Genomic DNA, 15,208 nt, shown 5'->3' with positions numbered 1-15,208 from the left:
CTTATAAAAGTTTTTTCAGAAAGCGCAACTTTTTCGAAAACAGTGCGTTTAATACAATGAAACTAAACAATAACAAGCCAAGAGTTAACCCTTTGGATAATTTTCTCAAAATTAACTCTTTACCTTGGTAGCGTGTCGGTGTATAATGTTAAATGGCATGCGACTCTCTATTATTGTTTACTAGTTTCTGCAATTTATACATTGCAGACATAACTAATAAAAATCATTTCGCTCAACTCTGGGAAGGGGGTGAATCGGCTAATGAGGGAATCGAGCTATAGTTTATCTACACAGAACTCTCAACAACCGAAAGATATTCGAGGAGGAGAAAAAAAGGTTATGAAGAAAAGTTTATCTGCTATTTTATCCCTGGCTATGGCATTCTCGATGTTTTCTTCCGTAGCGCTGGGTGCAGAAGCTGCAAAAGATTCTTCCAGCTTCAGCGATCTGAAAGATCTGGATGAAGCTACTAGAGCTAAATTTGATGCATTGATTTCTGCTGGTATCTTTGATGGCGTAAGCGAGGGCGTATTTGGTCTTAACGACAAAATGAACCGCGCTCAATTTGCGAAAGTCGCCGCTTTGATCTTCAAATTGGATGTTGACACTTCCCTGACAACTTCCAGTTTCTCCGATGTGAAAGCAGACGATCCGGCTAACGGCTACGCTCTTCCTTACATCGAAGCTTTGAAAGCTGCAGGTTTGACTGACGGCTATGCGCCTGGTCAATATAACCCTGCTGGCGAAGTAACAAAGCAAGAGCTTGCTGCTTTCTTGCTGCGCGGTCTTGGCCTTGACGCTCAAGCTAAAGCAACTCCAGGCGTAAGCGACCATACTGTATCCGACTGGGCTAAAGGATATGTTGCGCTTGCAATCGAGAGACAAATCCTGACTAGCGGACCTGACGGTACTTTCGGTGGTACTTCCGCTGCAACTCGCGATCTGTTGGTGCTTGCATCTTATGCAGCTCAAGAACAATTCAAAAACCTCAACAAACCTGAAAAAGCATCTATTGCTTCCGCAAAAGCAATCGGCGTTCAGAAAGTTGAAGTGAAATTGGACAGAGATGTTGACACTGAGAAGGCTACACTTAAGCTTTCTAGAGGGTCTGCTGACGTTCCAGTTACTGTTGAGTGGGCTGAAGACAAACAATCTGCTGTTCTGACTTTGACTGATTCCAAGGTTCGTGCTGGCGAGTACACTGTAACATTGGGCGGCTTGGATGCAGCTGCAGTTGACAAAACGGTTGCCAAATTCACTGCTGAAGACGAGCAGCTGAAGAGCATCGACTTCCTGACAACTAGCGATACGATCGCTTATTCTTCCAGCGTAGTTATCAAGCTTGCTGCGAAAAACCAATACGGCGAGAATGCTTCCTTCTCCGGCGGCTCTTATACTGTATATACTTCCCTTGCTACTTACAAGAAAATCAGCCGTCAAGATGATGGTATCCTTGCTTTGACTTTGGATACTAAGTCTAATGGTGATGCTCAACAAGGGGTTTCCGTTATCCCTGTAACGGTTGTGAATAACGATCAGCATATTACAGTTTCCAAAAACTTTAAGCTGGGTACGCAACCGATTCTTCAAAAATTAGAGTTGGGTGAAGCAACATATTCCAATAAGGAAGCGAAAGCAATCACTGGCAAAGGTGATTATGCAACATTTGATCTGAACCTGTATGATCAATATGGCAGCAACATCGCTTACGATTCCCCTGACTTCAAGGAAAATGAAGTTAACGTAATCTGGAATGATTATGTTGGACAAAACAAGAGCGGTGGCACTATCGTTGACAAGGATATCGAAGATAACGGCAGCAATGTCCCGAGATTGAAGATTTCCTTGAACGATAACATCGATAAGTCTGGCGATTACACGTTCACAGTTACTAGCCAGGCAGCTACAGCAACAGGCAAGGTTTCCATTAAATCTGCTAAAGTTGCAACCAAAGTAGAAATCGGCGACTCCAATGATGTAATTGCTGCTGGCGACTATGATGTTTATATCCCGATCATCGCTTATGATGAGCAAGGAAATCAACTGAGCGTAGACGACCTGACTGATGACACCAACCGTGAGAGAATTAAATTCAATATTTCCGGTGTTGAAAACAGTGGCAATGTAAAAATCGAGGAAACTGGTGCTCACAAAGGCTCTATTCGTCTGAAAAACATCAATGGTACTTCGAAGGGTTCGGTTACCGTTACGGCGTATATTGCTACAGCCAATGCACAAAGCACGGCTACAAAAACTTACACGATTTCTGATGTTCGTACACCTGACAGAATCAGAGAAGTTACGCCAGTTGCGAAAGCTATCATTCCAAATGCATATAGCAGCTTCAAATACGTGATCCAAGATCAGTATGGAAAACAAATGGATTACAACTTGGGTACAGATAAAAACAAAAATGTTGGGACTACTGTAAATTACAGTGTATATGTAGCTCTTGAAGCACCTGCAGGTGAGAACTTCTTCTATATAACAAAGGATGACGACAGCCAATCCAATCAAGATGGAACTAAACCTGAAAATGTATTGGTTGATGCTACTAAATCCTTTACTTTCGGCAACAAAGATGAGTGGGCTAATAATTCCTTCAAACAACTTAACGAGGGTCTGAGAATTTGGGCTAAACCAGGTGCCGAAGGAAAACAAGCAACACTGAAAATTCAAATTGTTAAGAATGAAGATGGAAAAGACGTTGTATTAACAACTACAACGAAACAAATTCAAGGTACTAAAGTCAATGAAGATCTGACTTATAGCTTGGTTTCTCTTGGTGATATTTACAACACCAAAGATAGTAAGCTTGCTGAATCTGTTACTAATGATGTTTACAAAGCAAATGTCGGTGACCCATCCAAGAGCCCGCTGAAAAAACGCATTAACCTTACAGTAACGAATGCGGCTGGAGATAAAGTTGCTATTCCTGATGACTTCATTAAGAATGTAACTTCCTCCAATCCGAACTCTGCTGTAGTTGGTAAAAACGCTGCAGGTAAATGGTATGTGCTTGGTTACAAAACAGGTACATCTACAATTACTGTAAACTATACCAACTTAAAAGGCGAGTCTAAGACTGTATCTGCTACTGTAACTACTAAGAATGATCCTGTTAGCATTGAAAGTGTAGTGGCTAACAACAAAAAGGTTAAAGTTGCAGCTAGCGCCAGCGGTAATGTAAAAGTGGTTGATGAGTTCACTGCTAACCCTAAAGGCGGTTTGGGCGACTTTGAAATTGTCGATAACTATGGTGTTAAAGTTGATGGTCTCAATTTGATCAATTACAAAAACATCTATGGTGTGATCTTTACAGCTCAAAACATTTCGCTTGTAAATTCAAATATAACTGATGCTAATGCCAACAAGGTAGAAATTAGTGAAGATGGTACAGTTACATTTGGTAGCAACGTTGCTCAATTTGACTTGGTATTGACTGCACCTAGCGGTAAGTCTGCTTCCACTGAAGTACAAATTGATCGTTCTGGTTCATAATTAATATTATTGAACCCAGCTTTAAGAAAGAAGACCTTCGGGTCTTCTTTTTTACTTTAAAAGAGAGAGGGTTGGTTTGTGTTGAATATTAAAAAGCTGATTGCGGCCTCAGTATTGATTTTTGGAATCAATGGTATCCTCCTTGCCCACGCCGATGCGCCCCAAGGCGGTACTGTCCCCGGTTCGGTAGATGACCCGGTTATCACGAAGAGCTATTTCGACCAAAATATTGCAAATAAAATTGCTGATGAACTCGCTAAACAAACCTTCAATGAAGAAAAAATCAGACAGATCATCGCTTCGGAGTTAGCCAAAACCGGATCGGCTCCATCTTCCGGAACAGGTGATTCTACCCAACCTGCCGTATCCAATTCTGGACTTACCGTTATTAAGCTGGAGCAAGGCCAATTACTTTTTGGCGGCGCAGGCGCCGAGATTATCGTTCGAACAGGAAAGGCTGTTGCCTTTAGCTCTACAGCAGACGGAATTGCCGATGTAACGGCCGGTAAAGATATTACTGCAGGAACAAGCGTTGAACTTAACCATTTGCTCATTGTTCCTCGTGAGGGACGCGGGATTAAGCCTGATCCGAAATCCAATCAAGACATCTATGTCATGGTTCGCGGGAATTATTTGTTAACCAATGCCGACGGTTCCAAGGTTACTCCATAATTTTACCCATTTCTCCAGTCATTCATACGTTTGCTTGTCTACATAGAGGAAACACTATGACTACATTCCGAAAAAGGAGGTACTCGTAGTGGCTAAGAATAACAACAAAAAAGTGGTACCGGAAAGCGGAAAGGCATTGGATGTATTAAAATATGAGATCGCTGCGGAGCTTGGACTCCCGGTTGGTAAGCAGGCGGCCAATATGAACGTGGAATTTGCTACGGAATTAGGATCGCTTCCATCGCATTCCATAAAGGAAGATTACTGGGGACATATTGCATCGAGGGATGCCGGTGCGGTTGGAGGCACGATTACAGCACGTTTGATTAAAAAAGCCGAGGAAATGATGCTCAACCTGTAATCGTGACACCTGTGTTAATTATTGTTGGAAATTATCATAATTTATTGACACACTTAGACAAATCCAGTAACATACTATAAAGAAGGTAACAGCCAAAGAAACCTTTTCCAAGCGGAAAAGGTTGATTTTTTGTATGTGTACTTATGCGTGTATTTATGAATACTAGCCTTAGGAGGTTATTCTTATGTCTAATCCAGTGGGTCGCCGCTTATTTACATCCGAGTCTGTTACAGAAGGTCATCCGGATAAAATTTGTGATCAAATTTCAGACTCCGTATTGGATGCATTTTTGGCGAATGATCCGAATGCCCGCGTAGCATGTGAGGTTTCGGTTGCTACAGGTCTTGTGCTTGTCATTGGCGAAATCAGCAGCCGCTCGGAGTATGTCGATATCCAGGCGATTGCGCGTCAAACCATCAAAGATATCGGTTATACGCGCGCCAAATTCGGATTTGACTCCCAAACTTGCGCGGTATTGGTTTCCTTGAACGAGCAGTCTCCAGACATCGCACAGGGCGTGAATAAAGCGCTTGAAGCACGTGAGGGACTAATGTCCGATGATGAGATTGAAGCCATTGGCGCAGGTGACCAAGGAATGATGTTCGGGTTTGCGGTTAACGAGACGCCGGAATTGATGCCGCTGCCGATCTCGCTTTCGCATCAGCTTGCCCGCCGTTTGACAGAAGTTCGTAAGAACGGCAAGCTTCCCTACCTTCGTCCTGACGGAAAAACACAAGTTACTGTTGAGTATGACGGTCCTACCCCAGTTCGTGTAGACACCATTGTTGTTTCTACGCAGCACGGGGAAGATGTGACATTGGAGCAAATCCAGGCCGATATTAAAGAGCATGTAATTAAACCGATCGTGCCGGATCATCTGATCGATGCAAACACCAAATATTTCATCAATCCGACAGGCCGTTTTGTTATCGGTGGGCCCCAAGGGGATGCCGGTTTGACAGGACGTAAAATCATCGTTGACACCTACGGCGGCTATGCACGCCACGGCGGCGGTGCATTCTCCGGCAAGGATCCTACTAAGGTTGACCGTTCCGGTGCATATGCCGCTCGTTATGTAGCGAAAAATATTGTTGCCGCAGGCCTCGCAGACAAGTGTGAAGTTCAACTGGCCTATGCTATTGGCGTTGCCAAGCCGGTATCGATTTCCGTCGATACATTCGGTACAGGCAAAGTAAGCGAGCAGAAGCTGGTAGAGATTGTTCGCAAAAACTTTGACTTGCGTCCGGCAGGCATCATTAAAATGCTTGACCTGCGCCGCCCGATTTACAAGCAAACGGCAGCTTACGGGCATTTTGGACGTACGGATGTGGATTTGCCGTGGGAGCGTACGGACAAAGCGGAGCTGCTTAAGGCGGATGCTCTGAACTAAATGTTTTAACCCATGATCTGTCTAAGCAAGACGATCCGTATCCCGGGTCGTCTTTTTGATTTTTTATCACTATTTTTCAAGAAGAATATCGTAACTTTTTAGGTAGTAATAGAGTCTAAGATAAAGGAGAGTGGAAACGAGAGAGGAGAACAAAAGAGTGAGTTTGCAAAAGAAATGGCGAAAGTTGTCGTGTGTTGTCCTTGCAGCGTCGCTGCTGCTGTCGTCTTGGCCGGGAACAGGCGGGAATGCGGCTTATGCGGCGAATGAACCGACCGTGACGATGCTGAGCCAGGAAATTTTGACGTCTGGTGCTGTGTTGAAGAAATATGTATGGAAATCTATGCGGAACAATAAAGAAGTTCAAGTCAATGGAAATGTGATAGAAGTTGATTTGACGAATCCGAACGTGAAATTAGATGTGATGACGGGTACGGGAAATCAGTTTACGAAGAAACAAACGGTACTGGGAATGACGAAGGAAACGAAGGCGGTCGCCGGGATCAATGGTGACTTTTATAATACACAGGCTGAAGGCGTGCCCATGGGCCCTCAGATTTCCAATGGGCAGCTGATGGCTACTCCGCCTTACCTGCCGGGATTTTATTCTTTTGCCTTGGACAAGAACAACAAGCCGATTGTGGACCTATTTACTTTTAAAGGATCGATTATTGCCAAAGACGGAGCTTCCTATCCGCTCGGGGGCATCAATAAAACATACTATTGGTTCGAGCCGAGCAAGGAACATAGTCATATCGACGGCATGTTTATGTATACCAATGCATGGGGGCAGATAGACCGCTCCAATGATGGAGTAACCGTACCGACGGAGGTCTTGGTCCAGAATGGCATCATTAAACAAATCGCCGTTAACGGCATTATCCGGATGATTGCTCCTGAGGATGGTTATATTCTGCGTGCCTCGGGCAAAGCGGCGGATTTTGTCGTTACGCACCTCAAAGAAGGAGATCCGTTGAAAGCCGATTATCAAGTGCTGGCACAGGATCCGAACAAAAATTATGATGTGAGTACGTTTAAAATGATGATTGGCGGCCACACGATTATGGTGGACGAGGGGAAGCCGGCGGCCTTCTCGCGTGAAGTCGCAAGTCTTTGCTGCAATCGTTCGCGTACGGCGATCGGGTATTCGCAGGATATGAAAACGGCCTATCTGATTACCGTCGATAATTACGGCGACAGCAAAGGGCTAAGCATGCAGGAGCTGCAGCAGTTTATGATTAAGGTGGGGGTATGGAAAGGACTAAATCTGGACGGCGGCGGGTCGACACAGATGGCTGCACGCCCGCTAGGGGAATTTGAACCTGTCCTCGTGAATAAAACGGAAACCGGCGCCCAGCGGCGCGTTGTCAACGGCGTAGGGGTGTACTCTACCGCTCCGCAAGGTGAGGTGAAAGAGATCTTCATTCAAGCCCCGAGCTTCATGTTCGTGGGCGAGCAGGCAGCGTTAGGCTATAAGGCCTATGATATCTATTATAATCCTGTAGAAACCTCCAAACTGCCGGCTCAATGGAGTGTCGCGGACAATAGCGGTACATTCAAAGAAAATGTATTCACCGCAACAAAACCGGGAGTGGCCAAAGTGACGGCCGTAAACGGCAAAGGGCAATCGACGGCTAATATTGAAGTCGTAGGAAGAAACCAATTGAAGAGCATGAGCATTAAGGCCGATAACATGACGCTAACCGAGGGAGAGTCCGTTAAACTGCCTCCGGTTATTGCGACAACCTTAACTGGAAAAAGCAGAGAAATCCCGCCGCAGCTGATCCAATGGGAAGTGCTCGGTATACAAGGGGAGCTGGCCAACGGAACATTAAAAGTGAACAGCCTGGCCGGAAGCACCGGTGCCCAGCTCATAGCGAAGTATGATGGCTACAGCACTATGACTGTCATCCCTGCAGGGGTTGATAAAGTTTGGTATGATCTGGATAATTTTGCAGTCATGACGACGTCTGAAGTGAAGCCTCAGGAGGTTAAGGCTGGAGTATCCATCAAGCTGAGTGAAACGGGAAACAAGTATCTGGAGTTGAATTACGACTTTACGCAAGGCACAGGCAATAAATGGGCTTATGCAGCCATGAATACCGGTATTGTGATCGAGGGGCAGCCTCAATATATGAAGGTAAAAGTCAACGGTGACGAAAGCCTGAACTGGTTGCGTGCGGAGATACTGGATAATGCAGGTAAGGTTCATTTGGTCGATTTGGCACGCAGCATCAACTGGAAGGGATGGAAGCAGGTGACTGCCGATCTGTCGGAATACCCAATAAGCTACCCTATCCGGGTGAAGAGCATTTATGTCGTCAATGAGGAGATCGGTCAGGATGAGCGCCTTGCCAAAAGCGCCATCGGGATTGATGATATCACGTTTACGTACAGAGGCGGTTTGGCGAAACCATCGTTCAATTCGATTAGCCTGACGATCAATAAAAAAGATGTGACCGTTAACGGGAAAAAAATGATGCTGGAGCAAGCCCCAGTCATTGAAAAAGGCAATACCTTGATCCCAATTCGTTTTGTGACGGACGCTCTTGGCGGAACCGTACGGTGGGACGATACGGAGCGCAAGGTCACCGTCATTCGCGGCGGCAAAATGATTGATCTGTGGATCGATAATCCAGACCTGATCGTGAATGGCCAAAGAGTTACGGCAGAAGTGCCGCCGGTCATCATGAACAATTTGACGATGGTGCCGCTGCGCATCTTATCGGAGAATTTGGGCTGGAAAGTGACATGGGATCCGCAGACCCGACAAGTGACCCTGCAATAATTAGTACTAATAGCTCTCACAATATTTCAAAATTATGGTACTATATTGCTAATGCTATTGAGAAAAATGGCGAAGGAGCTTTGTCCGGATGTCTGTCGATGTTTTTGACCGTGTCATCAAGAATGCCATTGATGTCATGGAGAACAGCAAATACCAAATTTACGAGATCTGTGAAAGCGTCCGGGCAGAACGCGAAGCGCTGAATAAAGAGCTGCAAATCGTATTCGAAGAAACCGCGAGAACGATAGATACGGTAGACCGCTTCGAAGTGGAATACCGTCGTTCTCGTGTGCGTTTGACTGAAGTGAGCCGGGATTTCAAGCGTTTCAATGAAGAAGACATCCGTATGGCCTATGAAGCGGCTACACAGCTTCAAGCGCAATTGGCCATCCATAGGGAAAAAGAGCTGCATTTGAAGCTGCGGAGGGACGATCTGCAGAAACGTCTGAAGAACTTGGATAAGCAGCTTGAACGCGCGGAAGCGCTTGTTTCCCAATTCGGTGTCGTGCTGGAATATTTGACCGGGGATTTGAATCAAGTTACGCGGCTCTTGGAGTCTGCCAAAAATCGGCAGCTCCTGGGCCTTAAAATCATTTTGGCCCAGGAAGAGGAACGTAAGCGTATTGCGCGGGAAATCCATGACGGTCTGGCACAGAATTTGGCGAATATGGTACTTCGGACGGAGATTACCGAACGAATGCTGGCCAAACAGGCCTATAATGCCGTTAAGAATGAATTAGACGATTTAAAAGTTAGTGTCAGGAGCGGGATCGAAGAGGTCCGTAAGATCATCTTCAATCTCCGTCCCATGGCGCTCGACGATCTTGGTTTAGTACCGACATTAAGGAAATTTGTCCAAGATTATGAAGAAAAATCGAAAATCCGAACGAAATTTGAACTGATCGGCAAAGAAGTCCGCCTGCCTTCAGGGATGGAGGTTGCGGTATACCGTTTGGTTCAAGAAGCGTTCTCCAATGTGCATAAGCACGCTGCAGCTTCATTCGTCTCGCTGGAGCTGACGTTCCAGCAGCAAATGATCAAGCTCACGATCACCGATAACGGGGTCGGGTTTATTACAGATAATATCGAAAAGAAAATCACAGACGGAAGTCATTACGGACTGATGGGTATGCGGGAACGCGTGGAACTGCTCGAAGGAAGATTGGACATCCATTCTACCGTTGGAGTGGGAACGAAAATATCCATGGTCATACCGATCAAGTCTGATTCCAAGGAGGATTAACCAAATGGACATTATGGCCAGCGGCAAACGCCCCATAAAGCTCGTTCTCGCGGACGACCATCAATTATTTCGCGAAGGCGTAAAACGCATTTTGAACATGGAGAACGATCTGGAGGTCGTCGGCGAATGCGGTGACGGTATTCAGGTGCTTGAACTGTGCAACACACTCCATCCGGATATCGTGTTGATGGATATCAATATGCCGGTCGAGAACGGCGTGATGGCCACGGAGAAGCTTAAAGATATTTTTCCAGACATCAAGGTGATAATTTTATCCATTCATGACGATGAGAGCTATGTATTTGAAACACTGCGCAAAGGAGCATCCGGCTATTTGCTGAAGGACATGGAGGCTGAATCGTTAATTAACGCCATTCGTTCGGTCGTTGCGGGACATGCTTACATTCATCCGAAGGTAACCGGCAAGCTGATTAATCAACTGCGCCGCATGACATATCTGGACGAGCAGGGGGTTGCCGCTTCCGGTTCAACCAAAGAAGCCGATGTGAAGTATGTACATATGGATAACAGCCCATTGACGCGCAGGGAAGCCGAAGTGCTGCGATTGATGGCTGAAGGCAAGAGCAACAAGATGATTGGGGAGTTCCTCTACATCAGTGAAAAGACCGTAAAAAACCATGTCAGCAGCATTTTGCAAAAAATGGAGGTTGACGATCGTACTCAGGCTGTCATCGTCGCCATAAAGAACGGCTGGGTTACGTTATAATCGTCGCACCAGGCTCATCATAGCCTTTGGTTCGGGCAAGGAACCAACTTCTCTTGGGCAGCATATAATGCTCTTAAGGGAGGGAAGCCGTTATGATGTTAGGCTTGGTTTGGATTATGGGTTGTTATGCTGGGGGGATCTTACTCGTCCATTTGCTGCATTGGCACTGGAAACGGCGGGGGACTGAACCGGTTGCGCATTATGTTCTGCGAACATATAATAATCAGCTTCAGATGGAATGGTATCTTCGTTCGCTGCACTTTTTCTCTTGGATCAAAGGCAGAACCATCGCCGTCACCATTGTTGATGAAGGATCGACTGATGATACATTGGCTATCGCCGAGCGGTTAAGATTGGAGCATCATTTGAACATCTGGACGATAGCGGAAATGGACTGGGATGAATGGGTTCTGAAGCATCGGGATGAGCAGATGATTGTTGTCCGGCTTAACCACAATGATCATTTAGGAAACGCTTACAGGTATTTATAAGGGATGGAAATGGGGATTGACGATTCATGATGGCTTTGGTCTACGTTTTGCTTTCTCCCAAAGGCTGTTCTTGGCACGTTTCTTTGGATATTCGGGCCGACCGAGACCATTGGTTCCGATTGTACGGCAGCCGATTCAAGCTTCGTGTGCTGGAGCCGGCCTTATCGTTTGGACAAGCTATGGAGCTGGTACATCATATTTCGCTGAGTTCGGCAGAGGGAAAGCTGATGGAGACATTGCGCAGCGGCGGCAGAGAGATCGGAATGGCAAGGAAAAAGCTGCGGGAGTGGCGGCTGCGGGAATGGAAGCCTTCCATGTTTGAGCGTTCTTCTATTGACGGTAATACCGAGATGGAGCGGGTGCTCGCAACGATGTCGTTTTTGCTGAAGGGACGTTTTTTGCTTTTGGAGGAGTTCAAGGCATTGATGCAGAACCAGGGCGAACCGCAATGGGCAGAAGCAGTCGGTTACTTGCTGCAGAGCGCTTGGCTTCAGGGACGAATTGTGCTCGAATCCGGTGTGGAGAAGCGAAAATCCGGCGGGGTGCTGAAGTTCTTGCTGGATAGTTCATCAAAATGGCGGTGCAGGCGATGCGGAAGCGAGGGGGCTCGGCGGTATCCGAAGAGAAAGGGACCCGGACCAAGGGCCGACGGAGAAGTGCCGGTTTCGATCGTATGGACGGATTGCCCGTATTGCCAAGGCCCTTGCCCATACTGTGAAACGTGCTTGACGATGGGGCGAGTACGATACTGTACGCCTTTGATTCGCACAGAGACTTTGAATGAATCGCAAGAGAAGGAAGAGTGGGCACAGGAACCGGATAGGCAGGCTATATTGAGTCGTTGGGGATTAAGCGAGGTTCAGAAGGAAGCATCGGGCTTGGCGTTGGATTTTTTGAAAGCAAATAAACCCCTTTCAAGGAAAAATAAGAATGAAGGACCGACAAAAAAATTTTTAATTTGGGCGGTTACGGGAGCGGGGAAGACGGAAATGATTTTTCCGATGATCCAATATACGCTGGCATGCGGCGGAAAAGTAGTGGTCGCAACTCCAAGACGTGACGTGGTACTGGAGCTGAAGCCGCGGCTGGAGAAAGCTTTTCCGTCGGTCAAGGTGGTTACGCTTTACGGGGGGAGCGAGCAGCGGTGGGAGCAGGGGGAGCTGACGTTGGCGACGACGCACCAATTGATGCGGTTTCACCGTGCCTTCGAGCTGGTGATCGTGGATGAACTGGATGCATTACCATATGTGACAAAAAGTAAATAAAAAAATAGCGCATAAATAATCAATTGTATTCCACATTTTGAATATAAAACGGTAATTCCTTTCCTTTCTTTGCCCCGGCTCCTGTCTCAACCTTACATTCAATAACAAGTCGTTTAAATATCGTTTGCATCATTTCACGTCGATCCACGTCGTCCAAAACGTCCCACAATTCGGGAAGCTCAAAAAGTTTATTCAATGTTTCTCGGCTGGCACCAGTCTCATGCGATCTAATCTCGTCTAATCTATCCTTGACGATCCGTTCGCGTTCGTCCTCTTCTTTCCTTCGATCCCTCAAATCCTCGGCGCTAATCAAATCATCCGCAAACATGTATTGCCACTTTTTACGGCGTTCTGCGATACTCTTAAGCTCCTTGTTCAGTCGCTCGCGCTCATCTTGGATTTCATTTTCGTTTCTCACTTCCGCCGCGGCGGATATCTCGCCGTGGTTTAAAATTATTTTACGTATATGCTCCTTAATTAAGCTTTCGGCAACGGACTGCCTGAGAAGTGGTAGGTTGCATCCTTTTCGCAATGAACGATTGGAACAAATATAGTTAACGATGGATTCCGATCTTGTTCCGTCCTTCTTTTTATTGTTGTACGGCCTGCCTATCAACGTAGCTCCACACCGAGCGCAGCGTAAAACACCCGTGAACCAATATTCACGTTTTTTGGAATACCCGAAAAATTCCTTTCTCTTCATGCGCTCTCGATGTTCCAGGTATTCTTCCCAAGTATAGATGGTTGGAAAACCGGTATCTGCCCAAATCACTTCAACCCGCTCTTCCTTCTTCCGTGATGCATACTTGCCGTTTTTCTTTTTTTCACCGTATCGGAGTTTCCCGGCATAAAACGGATTATCTAAAACATACCAGACAGATTGTGCAGACCAAGTGTTACTGCGCCGCAAAAGGCCACGGGCATTTAATGTTTTTGCTGTACTTCCGAAGCCTTCTCCGCTCATATATAATCTACGCAACTCTCTAAGTATTCTCGCTTCATCTTCAACAACGTGCATCGTTATTCCGTCCCATGAATACCCAAACGGTACAGGACCTCCGTGCCATTTACCGCTGCGAACCAATTCCTCCATACCAAACCGCACACGTTCGGATAGGTTCTCGCGCTCCCATTGCGCCAATGCGGCGACGATGGTAATAAACAGTTTGCCCATCGCCGTTGTCGTGTCGTATATCTCTGTTGCCGACTTAAATTTAATGTTGTTCTCCTCAAACGTCTGTAAAAGTTCGTATAAGTCCATTACGGACCGGGTAAGCCTGTCCAGCCTATAAACCAGTACAACTTCATAGCGACCGTCCTTTGCATTTGATAACATGCGTTGTAGTTCAGGGCGATTCATATCCTTTGCCGACTTACCTTCTTCAATATGCATTTCAACAAGATCCCAATCCTGGGACTTGCAAAAGTTGATTAGCTTGTCCCGTTGTGCATCAAGAGAATAACCTTCTTTTGCTTGTTCTTCGGTGGACACGCGGATGTAACCGGCAACTCGCATAATTTTATATCTCCTTTTCTGGTTTGAAATGCCCCATGTAAATACCACAAATCATTACTTCCCTAGGTAAAACTTCTATTTCAGCATATTCTTCATTTTCGGGAATTAATCGTATATAGGGGGAACCTTCTGACCATTTTATGCGTTTCAACGTGCCGTCTTGAGCATCATTGATGATAGCAGCTACAATCTGCCCATTATATTCAGCCCATTGTGCATTCCGCATATAAACGATATCTCCATCATCGATTCCTGCGCCAATCATGGAATCTCCTTTAACGCGGAGCGCATAATCTGGTTGGCGTTTTTGTTGGAAAGGATAGTGAATATAATCTTCGATATTTTGTTCGGCGAGAAGTCCATTACCAGCACATATAGTACCGATGAGTGGAATTAATGAATTTTGATTGTTCTTTTCAATTCCCAGTAAATATTCGACAGTTGTATCTAATGTTTTTGCATATTGTCCTAAATCATTTATAGGAAATTCTCGCTGTCCGTTCTCGTACCGCGAGAGCGTTGATTTTGCGATCCCTATGCGTCGAGCCAACTCCTCGACAGATAAACCCTTACGCTCTCGTAGATTCTTTATTATATTAATTACCTCTTTTGATGACCTCATTATTTTCACCTCGGGAACAATTGTAACACAATCGTTCCCTATAGGCAACAAAATACAGAGAATACATTTTATTGTTGACAAACGGGAACGAAATAGATATTATAGGCTACACAGACAGGAGGTGATGCATATGAAGTTCAACCTTCAAAAATTGAGATATGAGAGGATGTCGAGGCAAATTTCGCAAGAGAAAGTGGCTTCCGCGCTGAATATTTCTCGTTCTTCGTACCATAAAAAAGAAACTGGGAGAATCAAAATTAGCGTGAATGAATTCGGAATAATTCTCGATACGCTGGGCATTCCGGAGGTAGAGATAATAAATTTTTTTACTCAAAACGTTCCCGAACGGGAACAAACGACTGCCTGAGATGTCCTTTAGGTGGAGAAAGGAGGAGATCAAAACATGAACCAACCATCACCTGAAGCAATGAAAAATCTCCATCGACTAATCGCCAGAATACTACCGAAGTACATTGATAAGCTAAATCAAAAGGCACAGCAATCAGCATAAAACAGTTCCTAATGATTCTTTCCGGTTCTTTGAAAACTGAATCTGATTAATGGGGAAGGAGGAAGTGGAATGCAATTAATCACTATCAATGGGGTCAGGGGTTATATTGACGAGAATGGAACAG

General features: G+C 45.6%; 13 protein-coding genes. 10 read left to right on the top strand and 3 right to left on the bottom strand.

Annotated elements, in window-relative coordinates; genetic code table 11:
• Positions 1–261 precede the first annotated feature (261 nt).
• The 9 genes from BLT35_RS16160 to BLT35_RS16120 all read left to right on the top strand — a co-directional run bounded on the left by BLT35_RS16160 (position 262) and on the right by BLT35_RS16120 (position 12,435).
• Positions 262–3,501, top strand: a complete 3,240-nt coding sequence (locus BLT35_RS16160) for an S-layer homology domain-containing protein (protein ID WP_074728958.1) — start codon at positions 262–264, stop codon at positions 3,499–3,501.
• 78 nt (positions 3,502–3,579) lie between these two features.
• A complete protein-coding gene (locus tag BLT35_RS16155) occupies positions 3,580–4,173 on the top strand; it encodes a hypothetical protein (RefSeq protein ID WP_235594183.1) in 594 nt (197 codons plus the stop codon).
• Between the two features lie 88 nt (positions 4,174–4,261).
• Positions 4,262–4,534, top strand: a complete 273-nt coding sequence (locus BLT35_RS16150) for an alpha/beta-type small acid-soluble spore protein (protein ID WP_074728956.1) — start codon at positions 4,262–4,264, stop codon at positions 4,532–4,534.
• A gap of 184 nt (positions 4,535–4,718) precedes the next feature.
• Positions 4,719–5,924, top strand: a complete 1,206-nt coding sequence (gene metK / locus BLT35_RS16145) for a methionine adenosyltransferase (RefSeq protein ID WP_137670886.1) — start codon at positions 4,719–4,721, stop codon at positions 5,922–5,924.
• Between the two features lie 157 nt (positions 5,925–6,081).
• On the top strand, positions 6,082–8,709 hold the full coding sequence (locus tag BLT35_RS16140) for a stalk domain-containing protein (RefSeq protein WP_074728954.1): 2,628 nt from the start codon (positions 6,082–6,084) through the stop codon (positions 8,707–8,709).
• Between the two features lie 88 nt (positions 8,710–8,797).
• Positions 8,798–9,952 (top strand): sensor histidine kinase, encoded by a 1,155-nt coding sequence (locus BLT35_RS16135; protein WP_054817678.1) that lies wholly within the window; start codon positions 8,798–8,800, stop codon positions 9,950–9,952.
• Between the two features lie 4 nt (positions 9,953–9,956).
• Positions 9,957–10,679: a response regulator gene (locus BLT35_RS16130; protein ID WP_062410145.1), complete on the top strand. Its 723-nt coding sequence runs from the start codon at positions 9,957–9,959 to the stop codon at positions 10,677–10,679.
• A gap of 92 nt (positions 10,680–10,771) precedes the next feature.
• Entirely contained in the window at positions 10,772–11,170 is a 399-nt protein-coding gene (locus tag BLT35_RS16125; protein ID WP_054817677.1) for a hypothetical protein, read from the top strand.
• Positions 11,171–11,196: 26 nt separating this feature from the next.
• Positions 11,197–12,435, top strand: a complete 1,239-nt coding sequence (locus BLT35_RS16120; RefSeq protein ID WP_074728952.1) for a DEAD/DEAH box helicase family protein — start codon at positions 11,197–11,199, stop codon at positions 12,433–12,435.
• A gap of 19 nt (positions 12,436–12,454) precedes the next feature.
• On the opposite strand, the gene BLT35_RS16115 is transcribed toward BLT35_RS16120, so the two are convergent.
• Both BLT35_RS16115 and BLT35_RS16110 read right to left on the bottom strand, forming a co-directional pair.
• Positions 12,455–13,951: a recombinase family protein gene (locus BLT35_RS16115; protein ID WP_074728950.1), complete on the bottom strand. Its 1,497-nt coding sequence runs from the start codon at positions 13,949–13,951 to the stop codon at positions 12,455–12,457.
• A 4-nt stretch (positions 13,952–13,955) separates the two neighbouring features.
• Positions 13,956–14,573, bottom strand: coding sequence for a LexA family protein (locus BLT35_RS16110; RefSeq protein WP_074728948.1), 618 nt, complete (start codon positions 14,571–14,573; stop codon positions 13,956–13,958).
• Between BLT35_RS16110 and BLT35_RS27925 the strand changes: the two genes are divergently transcribed.
• On the top strand, positions 14,488–14,940 hold the full coding sequence (locus BLT35_RS27925; protein WP_083351316.1) for a helix-turn-helix domain-containing protein: 453 nt from the start codon (positions 14,488–14,490) through the stop codon (positions 14,938–14,940). The two genes, BLT35_RS16110 and BLT35_RS27925, sit on opposite strands and share 86 nt — an antisense overlap.
• Here BLT35_RS27925 and BLT35_RS27340 read toward each other — a convergent pair.
• Entirely contained in the window at positions 14,900–15,082 is a 183-nt protein-coding gene (locus BLT35_RS27340) for a hypothetical protein (protein WP_217634719.1), read from the bottom strand. The genes BLT35_RS27925 and BLT35_RS27340 overlap by 41 nt on opposite strands.
• Positions 15,083–15,208: the final 126 nt, after the last annotated feature.

This window comes from Paenibacillus naphthalenovorans (genome assembly GCF_900099895.1).
Lineage (GTDB): Bacteria > Bacillota > Bacilli > Paenibacillales > NBRC-103111 > Paenibacillus_G > Paenibacillus_G naphthalenovorans.
This window is presented reverse-complemented; position numbering and strand designations above follow the sequence as displayed.

What these genes read in the sequence shown, in the direction of transcription:
- BLT35_RS27340 (WP_217634719.1), bottom strand. Translation starts at nt 15,082, where the DNA reads ATGCTGATTGCTGTGCCTTTTGATTTAGCTTATCAATGTACTTCGGTA.
- BLT35_RS16125 (WP_054817677.1), top strand. Translation starts at nt 10,772, where the DNA reads ATGATGTTAGGCTTGGTTTGGATTATGGGTTGTTATGCTGGGGGGATC.
- BLT35_RS16115 (WP_074728950.1), bottom strand. Translation starts at nt 13,951, where the DNA reads ATGCGAGTTGCCGGTTACATCCGCGTGTCCACCGAAGAACAAGCAAAA.
- BLT35_RS16135 (WP_054817678.1), top strand. Translation starts at nt 8,798, where the DNA reads ATGTCTGTCGATGTTTTTGACCGTGTCATCAAGAATGCCATTGATGTC.
- metK (WP_137670886.1), top strand. Translation starts at nt 4,719, where the DNA reads ATGTCTAATCCAGTGGGTCGCCGCTTATTTACATCCGAGTCTGTTACA.
- BLT35_RS27925 (WP_083351316.1), top strand. Translation starts at nt 14,488, where the DNA reads ATGCGTCGAGCCAACTCCTCGACAGATAAACCCTTACGCTCTCGTAGA.
- BLT35_RS16120 (WP_074728952.1), top strand. Translation starts at nt 11,197, where the DNA reads ATGATGGCTTTGGTCTACGTTTTGCTTTCTCCCAAAGGCTGTTCTTGG.
- BLT35_RS16110 (WP_074728948.1), bottom strand. Translation starts at nt 14,573, where the DNA reads ATGAGGTCATCAAAAGAGGTAATTAATATAATAAAGAATCTACGAGAG.
- BLT35_RS16160 (WP_074728958.1), top strand. Translation starts at nt 262, where the DNA reads ATGAGGGAATCGAGCTATAGTTTATCTACACAGAACTCTCAACAACCG.
- BLT35_RS16130 (WP_062410145.1), top strand. Translation starts at nt 9,957, where the DNA reads ATGGACATTATGGCCAGCGGCAAACGCCCCATAAAGCTCGTTCTCGCG.